The organism is Streptomyces sp. NBC_00353 (assembly GCF_036108815.1).
GTDB lineage: Bacteria > Actinomycetota > Actinomycetes > Streptomycetales > Streptomycetaceae > Streptomyces.
Genome location: NZ_CP107985.1, coordinates 992,250 through 1,006,051, shown reverse-complemented (window position 1 = coordinate 1,006,051; position 13,802 = coordinate 992,250). Strand labels below are relative to the sequence as shown.

At 67.4% G+C, this 13,802-nt stretch carries 17 protein-coding genes and 1 pseudogene; 10 read left to right on the top strand and 8 right to left on the bottom strand.

The window, feature by feature from the left end; all coding sequences use genetic code 11:
- Positions 1-71: 71 nt before the first annotated feature.
- Entirely contained in the window at positions 72-914 is an 843-nt protein-coding gene (locus tag OHA88_RS04845) for a DUF1206 domain-containing protein (RefSeq protein ID WP_328624372.1), read from the bottom strand.
- 61 nt (positions 915-975) lie between these two features.
- Positions 976-1,914, bottom strand: a complete 939-nt coding sequence (locus OHA88_RS04840) for an SDR family oxidoreductase (RefSeq protein ID WP_328624371.1) — start codon at positions 1,912-1,914, stop codon at positions 976-978.
- Positions 1,915-2,061: 147 nt separating this feature from the next.
- Between OHA88_RS04840 and OHA88_RS04835 the strand changes: the two genes are divergently transcribed.
- Positions 2,062-2,682 (top strand): TetR family transcriptional regulator, encoded by a 621-nt coding sequence (locus OHA88_RS04835; protein WP_328624370.1) that lies wholly within the window; start codon positions 2,062-2,064, stop codon positions 2,680-2,682.
- A 192-nt stretch (positions 2,683-2,874) separates the two neighbouring features.
- Here OHA88_RS04835 and OHA88_RS04830 read toward each other — a convergent pair whose 3' ends face one another.
- Both OHA88_RS04830 and OHA88_RS04825 read right to left on the bottom strand, forming a co-directional pair.
- The gene (locus OHA88_RS04830) at positions 2,875-3,462 is read right to left on the bottom strand and encodes a histidine phosphatase family protein (protein WP_328624369.1); all 588 of its coding nucleotides are present in this window, start codon (positions 3,460-3,462) and stop codon (positions 2,875-2,877) included.
- 72 nt (positions 3,463-3,534) lie between these two features.
- Positions 3,535-3,688: pseudogene (locus OHA88_RS04825) on the bottom strand (IS256 family transposase); the annotation flags it as partial.
- A 236-nt stretch (positions 3,689-3,924) separates the two neighbouring features.
- On the opposite strand from OHA88_RS04825, the gene OHA88_RS04820 reads away from it, so the two are divergent.
- The gene (locus OHA88_RS04820) at positions 3,925-4,491 is read left to right on the top strand and encodes an HD domain-containing protein (protein WP_328624368.1); all 567 of its coding nucleotides are present in this window, start codon (positions 3,925-3,927) and stop codon (positions 4,489-4,491) included.
- A 268-nt stretch (positions 4,492-4,759) separates the two neighbouring features.
- Positions 4,760-5,089 (top strand): hypothetical protein, encoded by a 330-nt coding sequence (locus tag OHA88_RS04815; protein ID WP_328624367.1) that lies wholly within the window; start codon positions 4,760-4,762, stop codon positions 5,087-5,089.
- A gap of 9 nt (positions 5,090-5,098) precedes the next feature.
- On the opposite strand, the gene OHA88_RS04810 is transcribed toward OHA88_RS04815, so the two are convergent.
- The gene (locus tag OHA88_RS04810; protein WP_328624366.1) at positions 5,099-5,227 is read right to left on the bottom strand and encodes a hypothetical protein; all 129 of its coding nucleotides are present in this window, start codon (positions 5,225-5,227) and stop codon (positions 5,099-5,101) included.
- Positions 5,228-5,232: 5 nt separating this feature from the next.
- On the opposite strand from OHA88_RS04810, the gene OHA88_RS04805 reads away from it, so the two are divergent.
- From OHA88_RS04805 to OHA88_RS04790, 4 genes are all read left to right on the top strand, one after another.
- Positions 5,233-5,817, top strand: a complete 585-nt coding sequence (locus tag OHA88_RS04805; RefSeq protein WP_328624365.1) for a DinB family protein — start codon at positions 5,233-5,235, stop codon at positions 5,815-5,817.
- Between the two features lie 33 nt (positions 5,818-5,850).
- Positions 5,851-6,680 (top strand): IS5 family transposase gene (locus tag OHA88_RS04800; protein ID WP_328624364.1). Its coding sequence is split into 2 segments (ribosomal slippage): positions 5,851-6,208 and positions 6,208-6,680, totalling 831 coding nucleotides; the frame shifts between segments, so codons are not numbered across the junction.
- 396 nt (positions 6,681-7,076) lie between these two features.
- Positions 7,077-7,517 carry a VOC family protein gene (locus OHA88_RS04795; RefSeq protein WP_328624363.1) on the top strand — a complete coding sequence of 147 codons (441 nt, stop codon included), beginning with the start codon at positions 7,077-7,079 and terminating at the stop codon, positions 7,515-7,517.
- Between the two features lie 365 nt (positions 7,518-7,882).
- The gene (locus OHA88_RS04790) at positions 7,883-8,800 is read left to right on the top strand and encodes an aminoglycoside phosphotransferase family protein (protein ID WP_328624362.1); all 918 of its coding nucleotides are present in this window, start codon (positions 7,883-7,885) and stop codon (positions 8,798-8,800) included.
- A gap of 45 nt (positions 8,801-8,845) precedes the next feature.
- On the opposite strand, the gene OHA88_RS04785 is transcribed toward OHA88_RS04790, so the two are convergent.
- Positions 8,846-9,663 (bottom strand): IS5 family transposase gene (locus tag OHA88_RS04785; RefSeq protein ID WP_328624361.1). Its coding sequence is split into 2 segments (ribosomal slippage): positions 8,846-9,321 and positions 9,321-9,663, totalling 819 coding nucleotides; the frame shifts between segments, so codons are not numbered across the junction.
- Positions 9,664-9,752: 89 nt separating this feature from the next.
- On the opposite strand from OHA88_RS04785, the gene OHA88_RS04780 reads away from it, so the two are divergent.
- Complete coding sequence (locus OHA88_RS04780; protein ID WP_328624360.1) at positions 9,753-10,133, top strand: hypothetical protein; 381 nt, start codon at positions 9,753-9,755, stop codon at positions 10,131-10,133.
- 188 nt (positions 10,134-10,321) lie between these two features.
- Positions 10,322-10,735 carry a hypothetical protein gene (locus OHA88_RS04775; RefSeq protein WP_328624359.1) on the top strand — a complete coding sequence of 138 codons (414 nt, stop codon included), beginning with the start codon at positions 10,322-10,324 and terminating at the stop codon, positions 10,733-10,735.
- A gap of 473 nt (positions 10,736-11,208) precedes the next feature.
- Here the strand turns inward: OHA88_RS04775 and OHA88_RS04770 are convergent, their stop codons facing one another.
- Entirely contained in the window at positions 11,209-11,733 is a 525-nt protein-coding gene (locus OHA88_RS04770) for a nuclear transport factor 2 family protein (protein ID WP_328624358.1), read from the bottom strand.
- 588 nt (positions 11,734-12,321) lie between these two features.
- Between OHA88_RS04770 and OHA88_RS04765 the strand changes: the two genes are divergently transcribed.
- Positions 12,322-12,579, top strand: coding sequence for a hypothetical protein (locus OHA88_RS04765; protein WP_328624357.1), 258 nt, complete (start codon positions 12,322-12,324; stop codon positions 12,577-12,579).
- A 63-nt stretch (positions 12,580-12,642) separates the two neighbouring features.
- Here OHA88_RS04765 and OHA88_RS04760 read toward each other — a convergent pair whose 3' ends face one another.
- Positions 12,643-13,722: an ester cyclase gene (locus OHA88_RS04760; RefSeq protein ID WP_328624356.1), complete on the bottom strand. Its 1,080-nt coding sequence runs from the start codon at positions 13,720-13,722 to the stop codon at positions 12,643-12,645.
- Between the last annotated feature and the right edge of the window lie 80 nt (positions 13,723-13,802).

Below are 13,802 nucleotides of genomic sequence, written 5' to 3'. Positions count from 1 at the left end.
AGGGTGGCCGCGGCACAGGCATTCCTGCAGCCGCAGCCACCCCGAGTACCGCATGGATCCATCGCCGCCTGTCAGACCTTGCGCCAGCGGGCATTGGCCCAGGAGAAGACCCCGAACGCCGCGAGGCCGACTGCAATCAGTACCAGCAGCCAGGGCCCTGCAGGGGTCTCGGTGAAGGAGCGCAGGGTGTCGTCCATGCCCTTGGCCTTGCCGGGCTTGTGCTGGACGGCCGCCGCTACGGCGAAGACACCCGCGACAGCGAAGACGATGCCCCGGGCGGTGCCGCCGAACATTCCGAGGAAATCGACCGCCTTGCGGGTCTTCTCTGACATCTCGAACATTTTCAGGTGCTTATGGAACTCATGCCTGATCGCCCTCACCGCGATCCACACGCCGGCTGCGGCCACCGCGATACCGGCGACGGCGACGATCCACTGCCCACCGGGCCAGTCCAGCGCTTTCGCTGTCACGTCCTGGGAGCTCTTGTCGGAGCTGCCGCTGCCGCTGCCCTTGTCTCCGGCAGCGTAGGACAGCACGGAGTAGGAGACGAATCCGTAGAAGACGAAACGGCCGGCGGCCATCGCCCTCTTACTCGCCTTCTCGCCGTCCGGGCCCGCCTGCCCGAAAGCGGCTTCGGACAGCCGCCACAGGGCCATGCCCGCCAGGGCTACGCCGAGTAGCCAGAGCAGAACGGTACCGAAGGGCTTCTCGGCGATCTCGGCGATCGCACCGCCGCGGTCCGCCTGCTTGCCACCGCCGTCGGAGAGCGCGATCCGAAGCGAGATGACGCCTATCAGTACGTAGATGACCCCGCGGGCGACGAAGCCCGCACGGGCTGCGGTCGAGACTGCTGTGCTGTTCGCCGCGCGCTGGGCGTGCACGCGTCCGCGTGCCTTCGCCGATCCAGTTGCCATGCCCACCGTATGCCCCCGCACGGGCATGCGATTCCTGATGCGGCCCCTGCTTCACTCCCGCTCAGTTCTCAGGACCGGTGGCGAAGTAGTGGCCCTTGTCGAGGTCGTCGATGAGGCCGGACTGAGTCGGCTGCCACCCGAGCAGTTCGCGGGTGCGGGCGCTGGAGGCGGGGCTGTCCATGCCGAGGAAGCCGGCCAGCCAGCTGAAGTGCCCGGGCGCGTCGTCCGGGGAGACCGAGGCCACAGGCAGGCCGAGGTGCCGCCCGATCACTTCGGCGACGGTACGGATCGGCACACCCTCGTCCGCGACCGCGTGCAGCGTGGAGCCGGCCGGAGCACTCTCCAGTGCCAGGCGGAAGAGGTGCGCGGCGTCGGACCGGTGCACGGCGGGCCAGCGGTTGGCGCCGTCCCGGATGTAGCCGGACACGCCCTTCTCGCGGGCGATGGCGACCACGGTGGCGAGGAAACCGTGGTCCCCGTCGCCGTGCACGGTCGGAGGAAGGCGCACGACCGACGAGCGGATGCCGTGGTCCGCGAGGGCGACCGTCATGTGCGCGTTGGCCAGCCGCTTGGCCGGGCCGCCGGCCAGGTGGGCACCGACCGGGCCGGACACCTGGCCGTCCTGCTCGGTCGCCACCCGGCCCGGCGCCAGCCCGAGCGTGCCGGAGGCGATGAGGAACGGGCGGTCGGTGCCGGCGAGTACCTCGCCGAACGTATCGATGGCACGCCGGTCCGCTTCGGCGGCGTCCTCGAAGCCGCCGCTGAACGCGATGTCGTGCTTGAAGGCGAGGTGGATCACGCCGTCGGCGTCGGCAGCCGCGCTGCGCAGGGTGTCGAGATCGTCGAGCGTGCCGCGGCGCACCTCGGCCCCGGCCTCGGCGAGGGCGGCGGCCGAGGCGTCCGAGCGGGCGAGCCCGACGACTTGGTGGCCGGCGCCGATGAGTTCCGGAACAACGGCTGAACCGATCCAGCCGGACGCGCCGGTGATGAACACGCGCATGAGGTGAACCTCCGGGTAGGTCGACCGTCCTCGCCGCGCGGTACCGGGGTACCGGGACACGGGAAATACGGTGAACGAGCCTATGTCAGTGACTGTCATCAACCGTAGCACCTGATGTCAGTCACTGTCGTCACGTAGGATCGGCGTATGGGTAGATGGGAGCCGAACGCGCGCGGGCGGCTTGAGCAGGCAGCGCTGGACCTCTACAGCGAGCGCGGGTTCGAGCAGACGACCGCTGCGCAGATCGCCAAACAGGCTGGGCTCACCGAGCGGACGTTCTTCCGGCACTACGCCGACAAACGCGAGGTGCTGTTCGGGGGTTCGCACGCGCTGGAGGAGATCTTCGTGGACACCCTCGCCGGCACTCCGGACTCGGCCACGCCGATCGACGCGATGGCCTCGACGCTGGAGACCGTCGCCGCCTTCTTCCTGGAGCGCCACGAGTTCGCACGGCAGCGCCAGGCCGTCATCATGGCGAACGCGGAGCTGCGTGAGCGCGAGCTGATCAAGCTCGCGTCGCTGTCCGCGGCGCTCGCCGCCACGTTGCGTCGGCGCGGCGTCAAGGACCCGGCCGCGAGCCTTACCGCGGAGGCGGGTATCGCCGTCTTCAAGGTCGGGTTCGAGCGCTGGGTCGGCGACAGCGGGGATCGCACCCTGGCGGACTTCTTTCGGGAATCGCTCGACGAACTCAAAGCGGTGGCCGCGGGCGAGTCACCGCAGACCCGGTCCGGGCAGCAGGCCACCACCGGTCCGTCCGCGAGCGGTTGACGACCGCCCGTCCGCGCAGGCGCGGTTGACTGCGCCCGCCCGCCGCCCGTTCGCCGAAGTGGGGGACCGGGGCACCGGACGGCGCCTGCGACGCGTACTGCATCTGGCTGGGGCCTTCCACATGGACAACGCTCAATTGCAGTTTGCGGTGGGCTGCGCGGTGGTGTCTTGCAAGTATCTGCCGGGCTGCCGCTACAGGACGTTCCAGGCGGAGAGGACCGGCCGCCCATGCTCGGTGCCCAGGGCGCTGAGCGTGCCCGGACCCGGGTGGCGGAACAGCCGGCCGGCGGACGCGTCGAGGCCGAGCCAGCGCGCGGTGAGTACGCGCTGGAGGTGACCGTGCGCGACAAGGGCGACGTTGCCGTCCTTCAGCAGCGGCTGGATCCGGTCGAGCACCGCATCCGTGCGCGCAGCCACCTGCTGAAGCTGCTCGCCAGGAGAGCCGGCGGCACCGGGAACAACGCCGTCCCGCCACAGCTCCCAGCCCGGCCTCGTCTCCCGGATCTGCGCCGCGGTCATGCCCTCGTAGCCGCCGTAGTCCCACTCCATCAGGTCAGGATCGGGCTTGACGTCGGTCAGGCCCACCAGTTCGGCTGTCTGCATGGCGCGGCTCAGCGGGCTGCTGAACGCAGCGACCAGGTGGCGGCGGGCCAGCACCGGAGTGAGCGCCCTGGCCGCGGCCACACCTGCGTCAGTCAGCGGAATGTCGGTGCGGCCGGCGTGCTGACCCGACCGGCTCCATTCGGTCTCGCCGTGCCTGATCAATATCAGCTCACCCATAACCCTGCACGCTATCTGATGATCTGACGTGTGATCAGGCTGTCGCGGCTTCCGGACACTCGACCAGGACGCCTCGAAGCGGGCGCCGGCCCGCACCGGCGCGACCAGGCGCGGCGCATTTACGGCTCGCCGGCGCTCCTGCGCGGACTCGATGAGCTTTGAAGACCATCGCCAGACCCGCTACGCGCAAGCCGGCGCCCCGGGTGACTTTGGTCTGCACCCTGACTGCCGGGTCTGACGGTCGCGCCTGTCTGGCGTAGGGGCGCGGATGTTGGCTCGATCTCCGAGATCTGTGGCATGACCATGGCTTTTGCGAGGTCTTCGAGGGTCTGACGTGGGGAGGCGGGCGCGCGGTGAAGCAGCCAGGAGCAGCGGTTCACTTCGGGTTTCTTTGGCCGACCGGCTCCGTGGAGTACGTGGTGCGTACACCCGCCGTACGGACGACTTCGGCAGCGTGCGGGCATGAACGGAGAGCGGCTGTCGTCCGTGGACGAGCTCATGGCACTGCTGGTCGACTGCGAGGATGCCTGGGACACCCCGGACCGCTCGGGCGACCCGGTGGACATCCTCGACCATGGCCTGCAGGTTGCGGCGGTTCTCGCCGAGCGCCACCCCGACGATGAGGAGCTGCAGGTTGCCGGGCTCGTCCACGACATCGGCCACCACCTCCTGCCCGCCGACGAGGCCGGCCACGGGGAGCACGCTGCGGCGGCCGTCGTCGGTCTCCTCGGCGCCCGGGTCGCCCGCCTGGTCGCCCTCCACATCCCGGCCAAGCGCTACTTGGCCGCCACCGACGCGCACCTCGTGCTTTCGCCCGAGAGTGCCCGCACCCTCGGCTGCCAGGGCGGAGTCATGACGTCGGAGGAAGCCGCCGTCTTCGAGGCAGACCCCGACTCCACGGCGGCCATCGCGCTGCGCCGCGCCGACGATGCCGGCAAAGTCGTGGGCCTGCGCGTCCCGGGTCTGGACTGCTGGCGGCCAGTGGTCGAGCGCGTGGCCGCGGCAGCGGCGCGGGACAGGGCCGCGTAGGACTTGTTCCCGAGGTCACTCGCAATCGGCTCCGGCTGTCTTTGTCTCTCTTGGCTGACCTGCAAGTATCGATGGAACTTGGCTGGCTCAAATAGACGACTGGGAAAACGGTGGGAAAACGTAGCTAAGGGTTGTCCCGTAACCACTGGTCACGAGTGAGACAATCTTGGTGTGACCAGGGCGGACGCAGGCCTGATCGTGGGCGGAACCCTGGTGCCCACTCCTGAGTCCTGGGCAAGTGTCCCGGATCCTGGAAGGAGCATGAGGAATGGGTGTTGACGTAGTGCTGATGCAGTTGACGCATCGGGGGACGAGCCCCAAGAAGCGTCGGCTGACCACCGTGGAATTCGTACAGGACGGGGCGGACCTGTTCTCCGGTCTGTGCGTGAACAGCAGTCTGCCGATGCTCAACCGGGTGGACCCGTATCGCACCCAGATCCTTACGCCGGTGGACATGCCTCAGTTCATCTCCGAGGTCGACGCCACCTGTGATCTGGTGAAGGGGCAGCGGGAGCGGGACATTCTGCAGAAGATCCGCGAGCTGGCCGAGCGTTGCGCGGAGGCCGCGAGCCTGGAACTCCACCTCCAGGGCGACTAAGAGGGTGTCTCACGTGGCAAGTTTCGCGAGCTTCTTGTAGCAGGTCAGGGCGGCGGCCATGGCCAGGCCTCGGCTCTGCCAGTCGTTGCGGACCGCGTACGGGATCTTGAGACCACGAGCAGCCCATGGCAGGCTCATGCCGCATGATCGATGAATTCGCGAAAGACAACCTGTACGGGAGACTGCGGCGGGACCGCAAGGCGCTGCTCTGGAAACTCGACGGCTTGTCCGAATACGACGCCCGCCGACCTTTGACAGCGACCGGGACCAACCTCCTCGGCCTGGTCAAACACGTGGCTACCGTCGAGGCCAGGTACTTCGGCGAGGTCTTCGACCGCCCTTCCCCGGAGCCGCTGCCCCGGTGGCAGGACTCCAACGGCAGCGATCTGTGGGCGACCGAGGACGAGACCCGCGATCAGATCATCGGGTTCTACCGGCGCACGTGGGAACACTCCGACGCGACGATCAACGAGCTTGCCCTCGACGCCCCCGGCCACGTGCCGTGGTGGCCGGAGCCTTATGCCGACACGAACCTGTTCGCCATCATGGTCCATGTCCTCGGCGAGTCCATCCGGCATGCCGGGCACGCCGACATCCTGCGCGAGGGCCTCGACGGCCGGACCGGGTTGCGCGCCGAACACGAGAAGCAGATCGACGAGGAAGCCCGTGCAGCCTACTGCGCGAAGATCGAGCAGGCCGCCAGGTCGGCCGCACCAGTCAAGGCTTAGAGGTTGTCTCACGTGACTTGATGTTCGTGCGGCATGCTGCCGGTCGTGGGTGCTGATCCATCGAAGCGTCTGGTTCCTGATGAACTCTGGGAGCTGGCCGCCCCGTTGCTGCCGTCGTTCGCTGCTCGTCCGCAAGGTGGTGGGACCGCTCCGCGTGACGAGCGGGCCGTGTTCACGGCAGTGGTGTACGCGCTGACCAGCGGCTGTGCCTGGCGGCATCTGCCGCCGACGTTCGGCACGTCTCCCGCCACCGCGCATCGCCGCTTCACGGTATGGACCGAGGCCGGCCTGTGGCGTCGGCTGCACCGGGCGGTGCTGGACGAACTCGGGGCCCGGGGCGAGGTGGACTGGACCTCGGCGATCGTCGACGCGGCCTCCGTTCGCGCCAAAGGGGGGGATCGCTGACCGGGCCGAACCAGGTCGATCGCGGCAAGAAGGGCAGCAAGCTGCACGTGCTGTCCGATGCCCAGGGCATCCCGCTCGCCGTCGCCGTGTCCGGCGCGAACATGCACGACAGCCTCGCCCTCGAACCGCTCATCCGCGGCATACCCGCCGTCCGGTCCCGCCGGGGACCACGGCGGCGCCGACCCGTCAAACTCCGCGCGGACAAGGCGTACTTCTCCGCCGAACACCTGGCCTGGCTGCGCGAGCGCGGGCTCGTCGCGCGCATCGCGCGGCCCGGCATCGAGTCCGGCGAACGCCTCGGTCGGCACCGCTGGAAGATCGAACGGTCGATCGCCTGGCTCTTCGGCTACCGCCGCCTCACCGTCCGATACGAACGAAAGGGCTCGCACTCCCTCGCCCTCCTCGGCCTGGCCGCCGCCCTGACCTGCTGCAAGAAGCTCGCGAAACTTGCCACGTGAGACAACCTCTAAAGAAGGCACCTGGTGTGATCGTCTGCGCATCCCTCCTGACCTGGTGCTCCACGGACGCCGAGCGCGATAGATCGCGCCTTCGACACGTATTCGACAGGGGGGCGCCAACGTCCACTGGCTACGGCCGCTCCTGCCGGGTATCTGGCTGAGCATGCTTGCTCTGATCTATACCTCGCACAGCGCAGCAACCGCGGCGTGGGCCTTCGTGGGAGCCATTCTCGTCGTGCTGGCGGTGGGTTGGTACATCCGGATGAATCTCACCTGAGGCGCGATCCAGATTTTTCGGAGTTCGGCGGTCTGGGGATGTCGAGAACGTGCCACCGGCTCCGTCCTAGGGACATCAGCGGCCACCACCGGCCGCACGAGGAAGAAGGAGAGACCAGCATGGCGATTCAGCGGATGGACAACGTCGGCATCGTCGTCGAGGACATGGATGCCGCCATCGCGTTCTTCGTGGAGCTCGGTATGGAGCTGGAGGGCAGGGCGGAGGTCGAGGGCCTCTTCGCCGACCAGTGCACCGGACTCGACGGCGTCCGCTGTGACATCGCGATGGTCCGGACCCCGGACGGTCACAGCCGGCTCGAGCTGGCGAAGTACCGCAGCCCCGCGGTGATCAGCGCCGGGCCGCGCAACCGGCCGCACAACATTCTGGGCACGCACCGCGTCATGTTCGCCGTCGACGACATCGAGGACACCGTTGCCCGCCTGCGCCCTCACGGCGCCGAACTCGTCGGCGAGATCGCCCGGTTCGAGGACAGCTATCTGCTCTGCTACCTCCGCGGCCCGGCGGGCATCATCGTCGGACTGGCCGAGCAACTGCGCTGAGCAGGAGGAACCGAACCATGCAGCCGAACGGAAGCCATGAGATGGACCTCGGAGAGAGGTGGCTTGCCACCTCTGAAGTCGTTTATTAGCGTGGCGGTAACTTCGCAATTCTCGCTCTATGGGGGCGTATTGATCGCGAGAGTATCGGCCCAAAATCGCCTACGACCCGCAGCTGTGATCGCGGTTGGCTCCACGGCTTTGGGCGGGAGCTGGGCGCTGCTCGGCGATGGAGCGCCGGGGAGGCCGCCTTCACGTTCACTGAATCGCGAAAACGCTGATCAAGTTCGAAGTACGTTCGACGCCGGAACTTGACTCGGATTCGCCCGAATCCCAGGCAGGCTGCTACGCAATTATTGTTGCTCCACATGACAGCTACCGAGATGGTCATCACCGAGGACTTGATCCGGGATCTGCTGCGCGAGCAGCACCCCGACCTGGCGGATCGCCCCTTGAAGCTCGGAGCGCGTGGCTGGGACAATCAAGTGTGGCGGCTCGGCGACGACCTCGCCGTCCGGTTGCCCTGGGCGACGCAGTCTGCGGACGCGCTGCTACGCAAGGAACACGCCTGGCTGCCCATTCTCGCCCCGGACCTTCCTCTGCAGATCCCCGTACCGCAACGCCTTGGTGAGCCCTCTGAACGGTTTCCGCGGCCCTGGCTCGTCACCACCTGGGTACCGGGCGAGCCTGCCGACCGCGCCCCCGCGACGCGCGCCGCGGAGGCGGCCGTCACCTTGGCTGCCTTCCTGACAGCCCTTCACCGCCCCGCTCCCGACGAGGCGCCCGCAGGCCGAGACCGCGGGGGCCCGCTGGCCGACACCGCCGAAGGCTTCACCCAAGCGCTTGCCTCGGCCGCCGAACTAGGGCTGATTCGCGACCCCGACGCCGTCCGCGCGGTCTGGGAAGACGCCGCCGCCGCACCCGACTGGGCAGGCCCAAGACTCTGGCTCCATGGCGATCTGCATCCAGCCAACATCCTGACCACGAACGGCACCTTCTGTGGCGTGATCGACTTCGGCGACCTGTTCGCCGGCGACCCCGCCTGCGACCTCGCCGCGGCTTGGATCCTGCTGCCGGACGGCGCCGCCGACCGCTTCCACGCTGCTTACCAGCCGAGCCCGGACGCTGCGACCCTACGCCGCGCCCGCGGCTGGGCGGTGCTGCGCGCCCTCAGCGGCATCCACATCGGAGACGCCGGCGTCCACGGCCGCCCCGGAGGCAAGCCCTCCTGGGGCCCACCCGCCCATGCCGCACTGCAACGCCTCACCGCGTCGTTCCACCAGTGATCAAGCATCCCGGCGGGAGGTTCCAAAACAAGCTAAGACGGTGTCTCACGTGGCGATCTTGGCGAGCTTCTTGTAGCAGGTCATGACTGCGGCGAGCCCGAGGAAGGTGAGGAAGTGACCGCCCTTGCGCTCATAGCGGACGGTCAGGCGGCGGTATCCAAAGAGCCAGGAGATCGACCTCTCGATCTTCCACCGGTGCCTTCCGAGGCGTTCGGAGGACTCCACGCCCGGCCAGGCGATCCGCGGAGTGATGTTGCGTTCGCGTAGCCACGCCAGGTTGCCTGCCGAGTGGTACGCCTTGTCGGCCCGGACCTTGTTGGGGTGTCGCCGACGGGGGCCGCGGCGTGAGCGGACGGCCGGGATCCCGAGTATGAGCGGGCGAAGCGCTTGGACGTCGTTGACGTTCGCGGCGGACACCCCGACGACCACGGGCAGTCCCTGCGCGTCGGTCAGAACATGCAGTTTGCTGCCTGATTTGCCTCGGTCGACCGGATTCGGCCCCGTCAGCGGACCCCCCTTTTCGCGCGCACCGAGGCGGCATCGACGATCACAGAGCTCCAGTCGAGTCCGCCACAGGCACCGATCTCGTCCAGAACCACGCGGTGCAGCTGACGCCACACTCCGGATGCGGTCCAGACTGAGAACCTCCGGTGAGCCGTCGCCGGCGACACTCCGAACGTCGGTGGCAGATACCGCCACGCGCACCCGCTGGTCAGCACGTACACGACGGCCGTGAACACGGCACGTTGGTCAATCGGCGCGGTGTCACCGCCCTGCGGGCGCGAGCGGAAGGACGGCAGTACCGGCTCGACCATTGCCCATAGATCATCCGGCACGAGCCGCTGCGACAGATCCCCACCCATGAACGGTCATGATGCCGCTGCCGGTCGGTCTCCGGCGACGGTCGGTGTAGGCGTTGGGCTGGTTGCCCCCGCCACCTCAAAATGGGCGCATGGCTCCTCTTTCCATCGACCCGCGCCCGTTGAACGCCGACGAGCGCGCAGTGCTTGAACACATCCTGTCCGCGGAGTTCGTTGGCGCGTCGCAACTCCGCAGTCAGCTGGACCGCACCGAGGTGATCGCCATCTGGGGGCCTGACTCCGTGAGCGTCGACCTGCAGGTCCGGGAACCTTACGAGCATGCAGCACTGCCGGAAGCGCTCGTGCCCGTAGACGCGCAAGTCCATGACCCGTCCGGCGCCTACGTCGGCGAGATCCTCGTGTGGACGGACCGGGGAGCCACGCTCGCAGCCCTGGAGTTCGCCTGGGTCACCGACGAGATGCCCGCGTCTCTCCCGGCCATCGTGGACGGTCAGCTCAGCTGGCCAGCCTGACAGGCTGGCCCCACCCTGAGCGCCTATGGCCCTGCAGCGGACAAGATCGCCACGTGAGACACCGTCTAAGGGCTGTGCCGTAATTGGTCTAAAGGGCGGTTGCGATAAGAGGACGCCCCCCCCGCACACAGGTGGCCAAGCCCTGATGACAGGATGGTCGCCCCGACGATCCTGAGGGGCCATTGTCCGTGCATACGCCTGCCGACTACCTCGAACTGGCGCGTGCCGAGAAGGACAGCTCCGTCCTGCATCAACTCGCGCGATGTCCGTACTCCTTCGTCTGGCAGGCGCTGGCCGCCAATCCCCATACGGCGCCCCACACCCTGCTGGAACTGAGCGCGGCCCAAGACAGTGTTTGGAACGACAACAGGCTCCTTCGCCTGCTGGCGGAACATCCTCGCGCGGACTGCACAGTGTTGCGAGCCGTCCGTGATGCCGCGGCGGCCAAGCTCGCCGAGGGCGAACGGCCCTATGCCGTAGTGCTCGCGCTGGCAGGACGAATGGAACTTGCGGCGGAAGAGGTGCGACGACTCGGGGCTCTCCGTGGAGCTTCTGCTCGTCTGCGTAGGCAGCTGGACCGGTGCCTCGAGCTCCGCGCTTGATTCATTGCCCAACTCGGCCGGTTCCGGATGGAACGATCTTGGTGTGACTGGAGTGATCAGGGCGTCGGAGCCGTCCTGGATATAGCCGCTTCCGCCCCTCACCGAGCAGCCCTGACGTTCAGGGCCGGCAACTCCCCTCACTGGGGGAGCGGGGCCAGCCGTGTACGCCCTGGACGGCTCCGAGGTCGTCACGAATCCCAGCGCGGCGGAACTGCGCAGTCCGTGGCGGTGGGACTTCGAGGACCTCTACACGGAAGGGCCTTCGCACCGGTCGTTGAGCGACGTATTGGCCTGCAGGCGCACACGGTTGCTCGGGCTTGGGGGAAGGATGAGGACTCCGTCCGCGAGGCGTTCGCTGAGGCTCACGCGGACGCGCTCCGGATTTGCTCCCTCAACTCCGAGGCCGGGACAGCCCGTGAGTCCCCGCTCCGCCCTGGTCTTGATGTGGCACGCGGGTCGACCGCAAGCAGGCGTCAGACGAAGGGCATTGACTCGACCCATTTGGCGCGCCAGGCGGGCGGAGTGAACGGATCCGCGAAGTACTGGGTCTCGTGGACGACCTTGCCGTCGCGGAATTCCATAATGCTGATAGTGGATGCGGGTTTCCCGTCGTAGTCGATCACATATTCGGTGATCCAAAGATCCCCACTGCCGAGAATTCGACGGATGGTGAAGGTGAGCTTGGCCGGATGGTTTGAGCGCAGCGCCTGGAGATTGCGGCGGCCGTGGATGCGCTCACCCGACTGGGGATAGTCAGTGATGGCGTCGTCGTGATAGATCTCGTGCTCGGCGTCTTGGTCGCCGGCTGCAGACGCTGCCCAATGCCGGTCCAGCGCCGCTCGGGTCTCCCGGTCTCCCATTGCGTTCCCTCCGATCACAGAGGTATCGGACGAGAATCCATCCGGTCTGCCAGCCTTGGGAATCAGCGTAACCCCGGCGGCGGTGGCCGACACGTGCACTGTTGCGCCGTCTACGGGGTCGATCGAATGCGCGGTCACAGTCGGAGATCTACTTTCGATGCACGCCCTACTCGCCCAAGACAACGAAAGGGGCCCCGAATGTCCGGGGCCCTTTTTCTTATGCCTTGCCGGGCCCGGGCGTTATCCCCGTGACCGAAGGCGTAGCGGATCGATTCACCTGACCTGTGGTCAGACGCGGTCGTGGTCCCCGCGGCTGCCGTGTTCGTGATGTGGGCGCGCTGCCTGGGGCGCGGTGGCGGCACCCCTGCCAAGCCGTCCCCCCCGACGAGGTCGACGGGGAGGACGGCGAGACCCTCCCGGCCGGGGAATGGGCCCGGCGCCCGCCACCACGAGGAGGGGCCCCAGGGAGAGGGTTGGTGCAGGTCAGAGCCAACGCCAACAACGCCGCCAGCCCCCCGGAGAGGAGTTGAGTGCATATCGCACCGAGTGGACGCGGGAGGAGCTCGAGACGGCACCGGATTGTCCCGGACGCCGACCAGGGGCCAGCTGCCTGGAAGATCGAATTCGGCCGCACCGACTGAACTCGAACAGCACTCTCGGTTTGTGATCCGGTGCGGTCCGTGGCTAATCGGCCGGAAAGTCCGTCATGATGGGAAGTGTTCTGGAATGAAGGAGGGAACGGGGATGTACGCCTGCCGGTGCACCCAGTGCGGCACGACCTCGCCGACGGTGGTCACGCGCCACGGCCTCAACGAGGAGCGGACCAAGCGCCGGCACTTCTTTCGCGGCGGCCACGTCGCCGACGGCGAGCAGGTGATGGAGCCGGACGAGTTCAACGTCTTCGACGTCCCCCGGGAGCGGTGGGTCGTCGGCACGCTGATGATCGTCGTCATCCTGACCGGCATCCTGTCCCACTTGCTCTAGCGGCCCCCGTACGCTCCCCGCCGTAGACTTATGAGGGAGCTTGAGCCTTGCCAGACGTCCCGTTCAGGCGGGCCCCGCGAGATTGATTCCGCCAGGTGTGGGATTGGAGTTTCCCATGGCTCCGGCCATCGCGGGCTCTCTCTCCAATGAGCGGAAGCCCCTGCCTCGCTTTGTGAGCGGTGGAATCCTCTCAGGAAGGACGTGGGCCAGATGAGCCACCTTGTGAGCCAGGTGCCCATCAGTGACATCACAGTGGCCGCTTCGGCTGTGCGCTGGATTTTCCCCGTCTGTATAGCGGTGGTCGTAGTCGCTGTTCTGCTTGGCCTCGTCTGGTGGGACGCGCGCCGTCGGTCTCAGGCACGACAGCAGGCCGAGCGTTCCTCCGGAAGCCGGCGGCCTTTTCGCGGCGAAAACGTGAGGGATGCGGATGATTTCGGAGAAGGTCTCAGCCCATATGAGATCAACCGGCCCTCTTCGACAAGGGACGTACCCAAGGATGACAACGGTGGGGCTTTTGGCAGTGGAGGACCCGGCGGCTGACGGGTCGACGGCATCGGCGGCACTTGCCGAGATCGTCATGCGGTCAAGATCTACTTTCGATACACGCCGTAGGAGGTCACGGCAGCGGCTGTCAGGGAGCTGACGAGCGACGGAGCGATGTCTCTGCTCTGCCCGACCTGGTGGTGGGCACGTTCCATGACAGCGAGGCTCCGTGGCAGTGACCGCAAGGCGGGCTGATCGTCTCACCGTCCTGAGGTGCTCGTCAGCTGCTGGTACAGCTCCCAGGTGGCACGTTCCACCCAGTTGTAGCTTGCCGTCCTCGCGCACCGCCCAGACGGCCGTACCACTGAAGGAGATCGGCCGCCCGTCGGGCTCGGTGCCCAGAAGCCCATTGTTCCTCCCGCGCACGATCCACCGTGACGCCACCCGGCTCCCGTCCTCGTTCTGAAAGGACTCGACGACCTCGAGCCTCAGATCGTGGACCTGGTCCAGGAAGGCGGCGACCCACGACTTGAATTTCTCGCGGCCTTCGATGGATCCGCCGGGGTTGGTGATGACGAAGTCCTCGACGACAAAGTCGTCGATCTTGTCGGGGTTGTGGCGGTTCCAAACCTCCTCCCAGAACGCTTCGACGATCTCCACGGAGCTCCTGCGTGCCACGGGGACTCTCCAGACCTCTGAGCATGCGCTACTTCCAAAACACGCCTTGGTCCCAGTCTGGC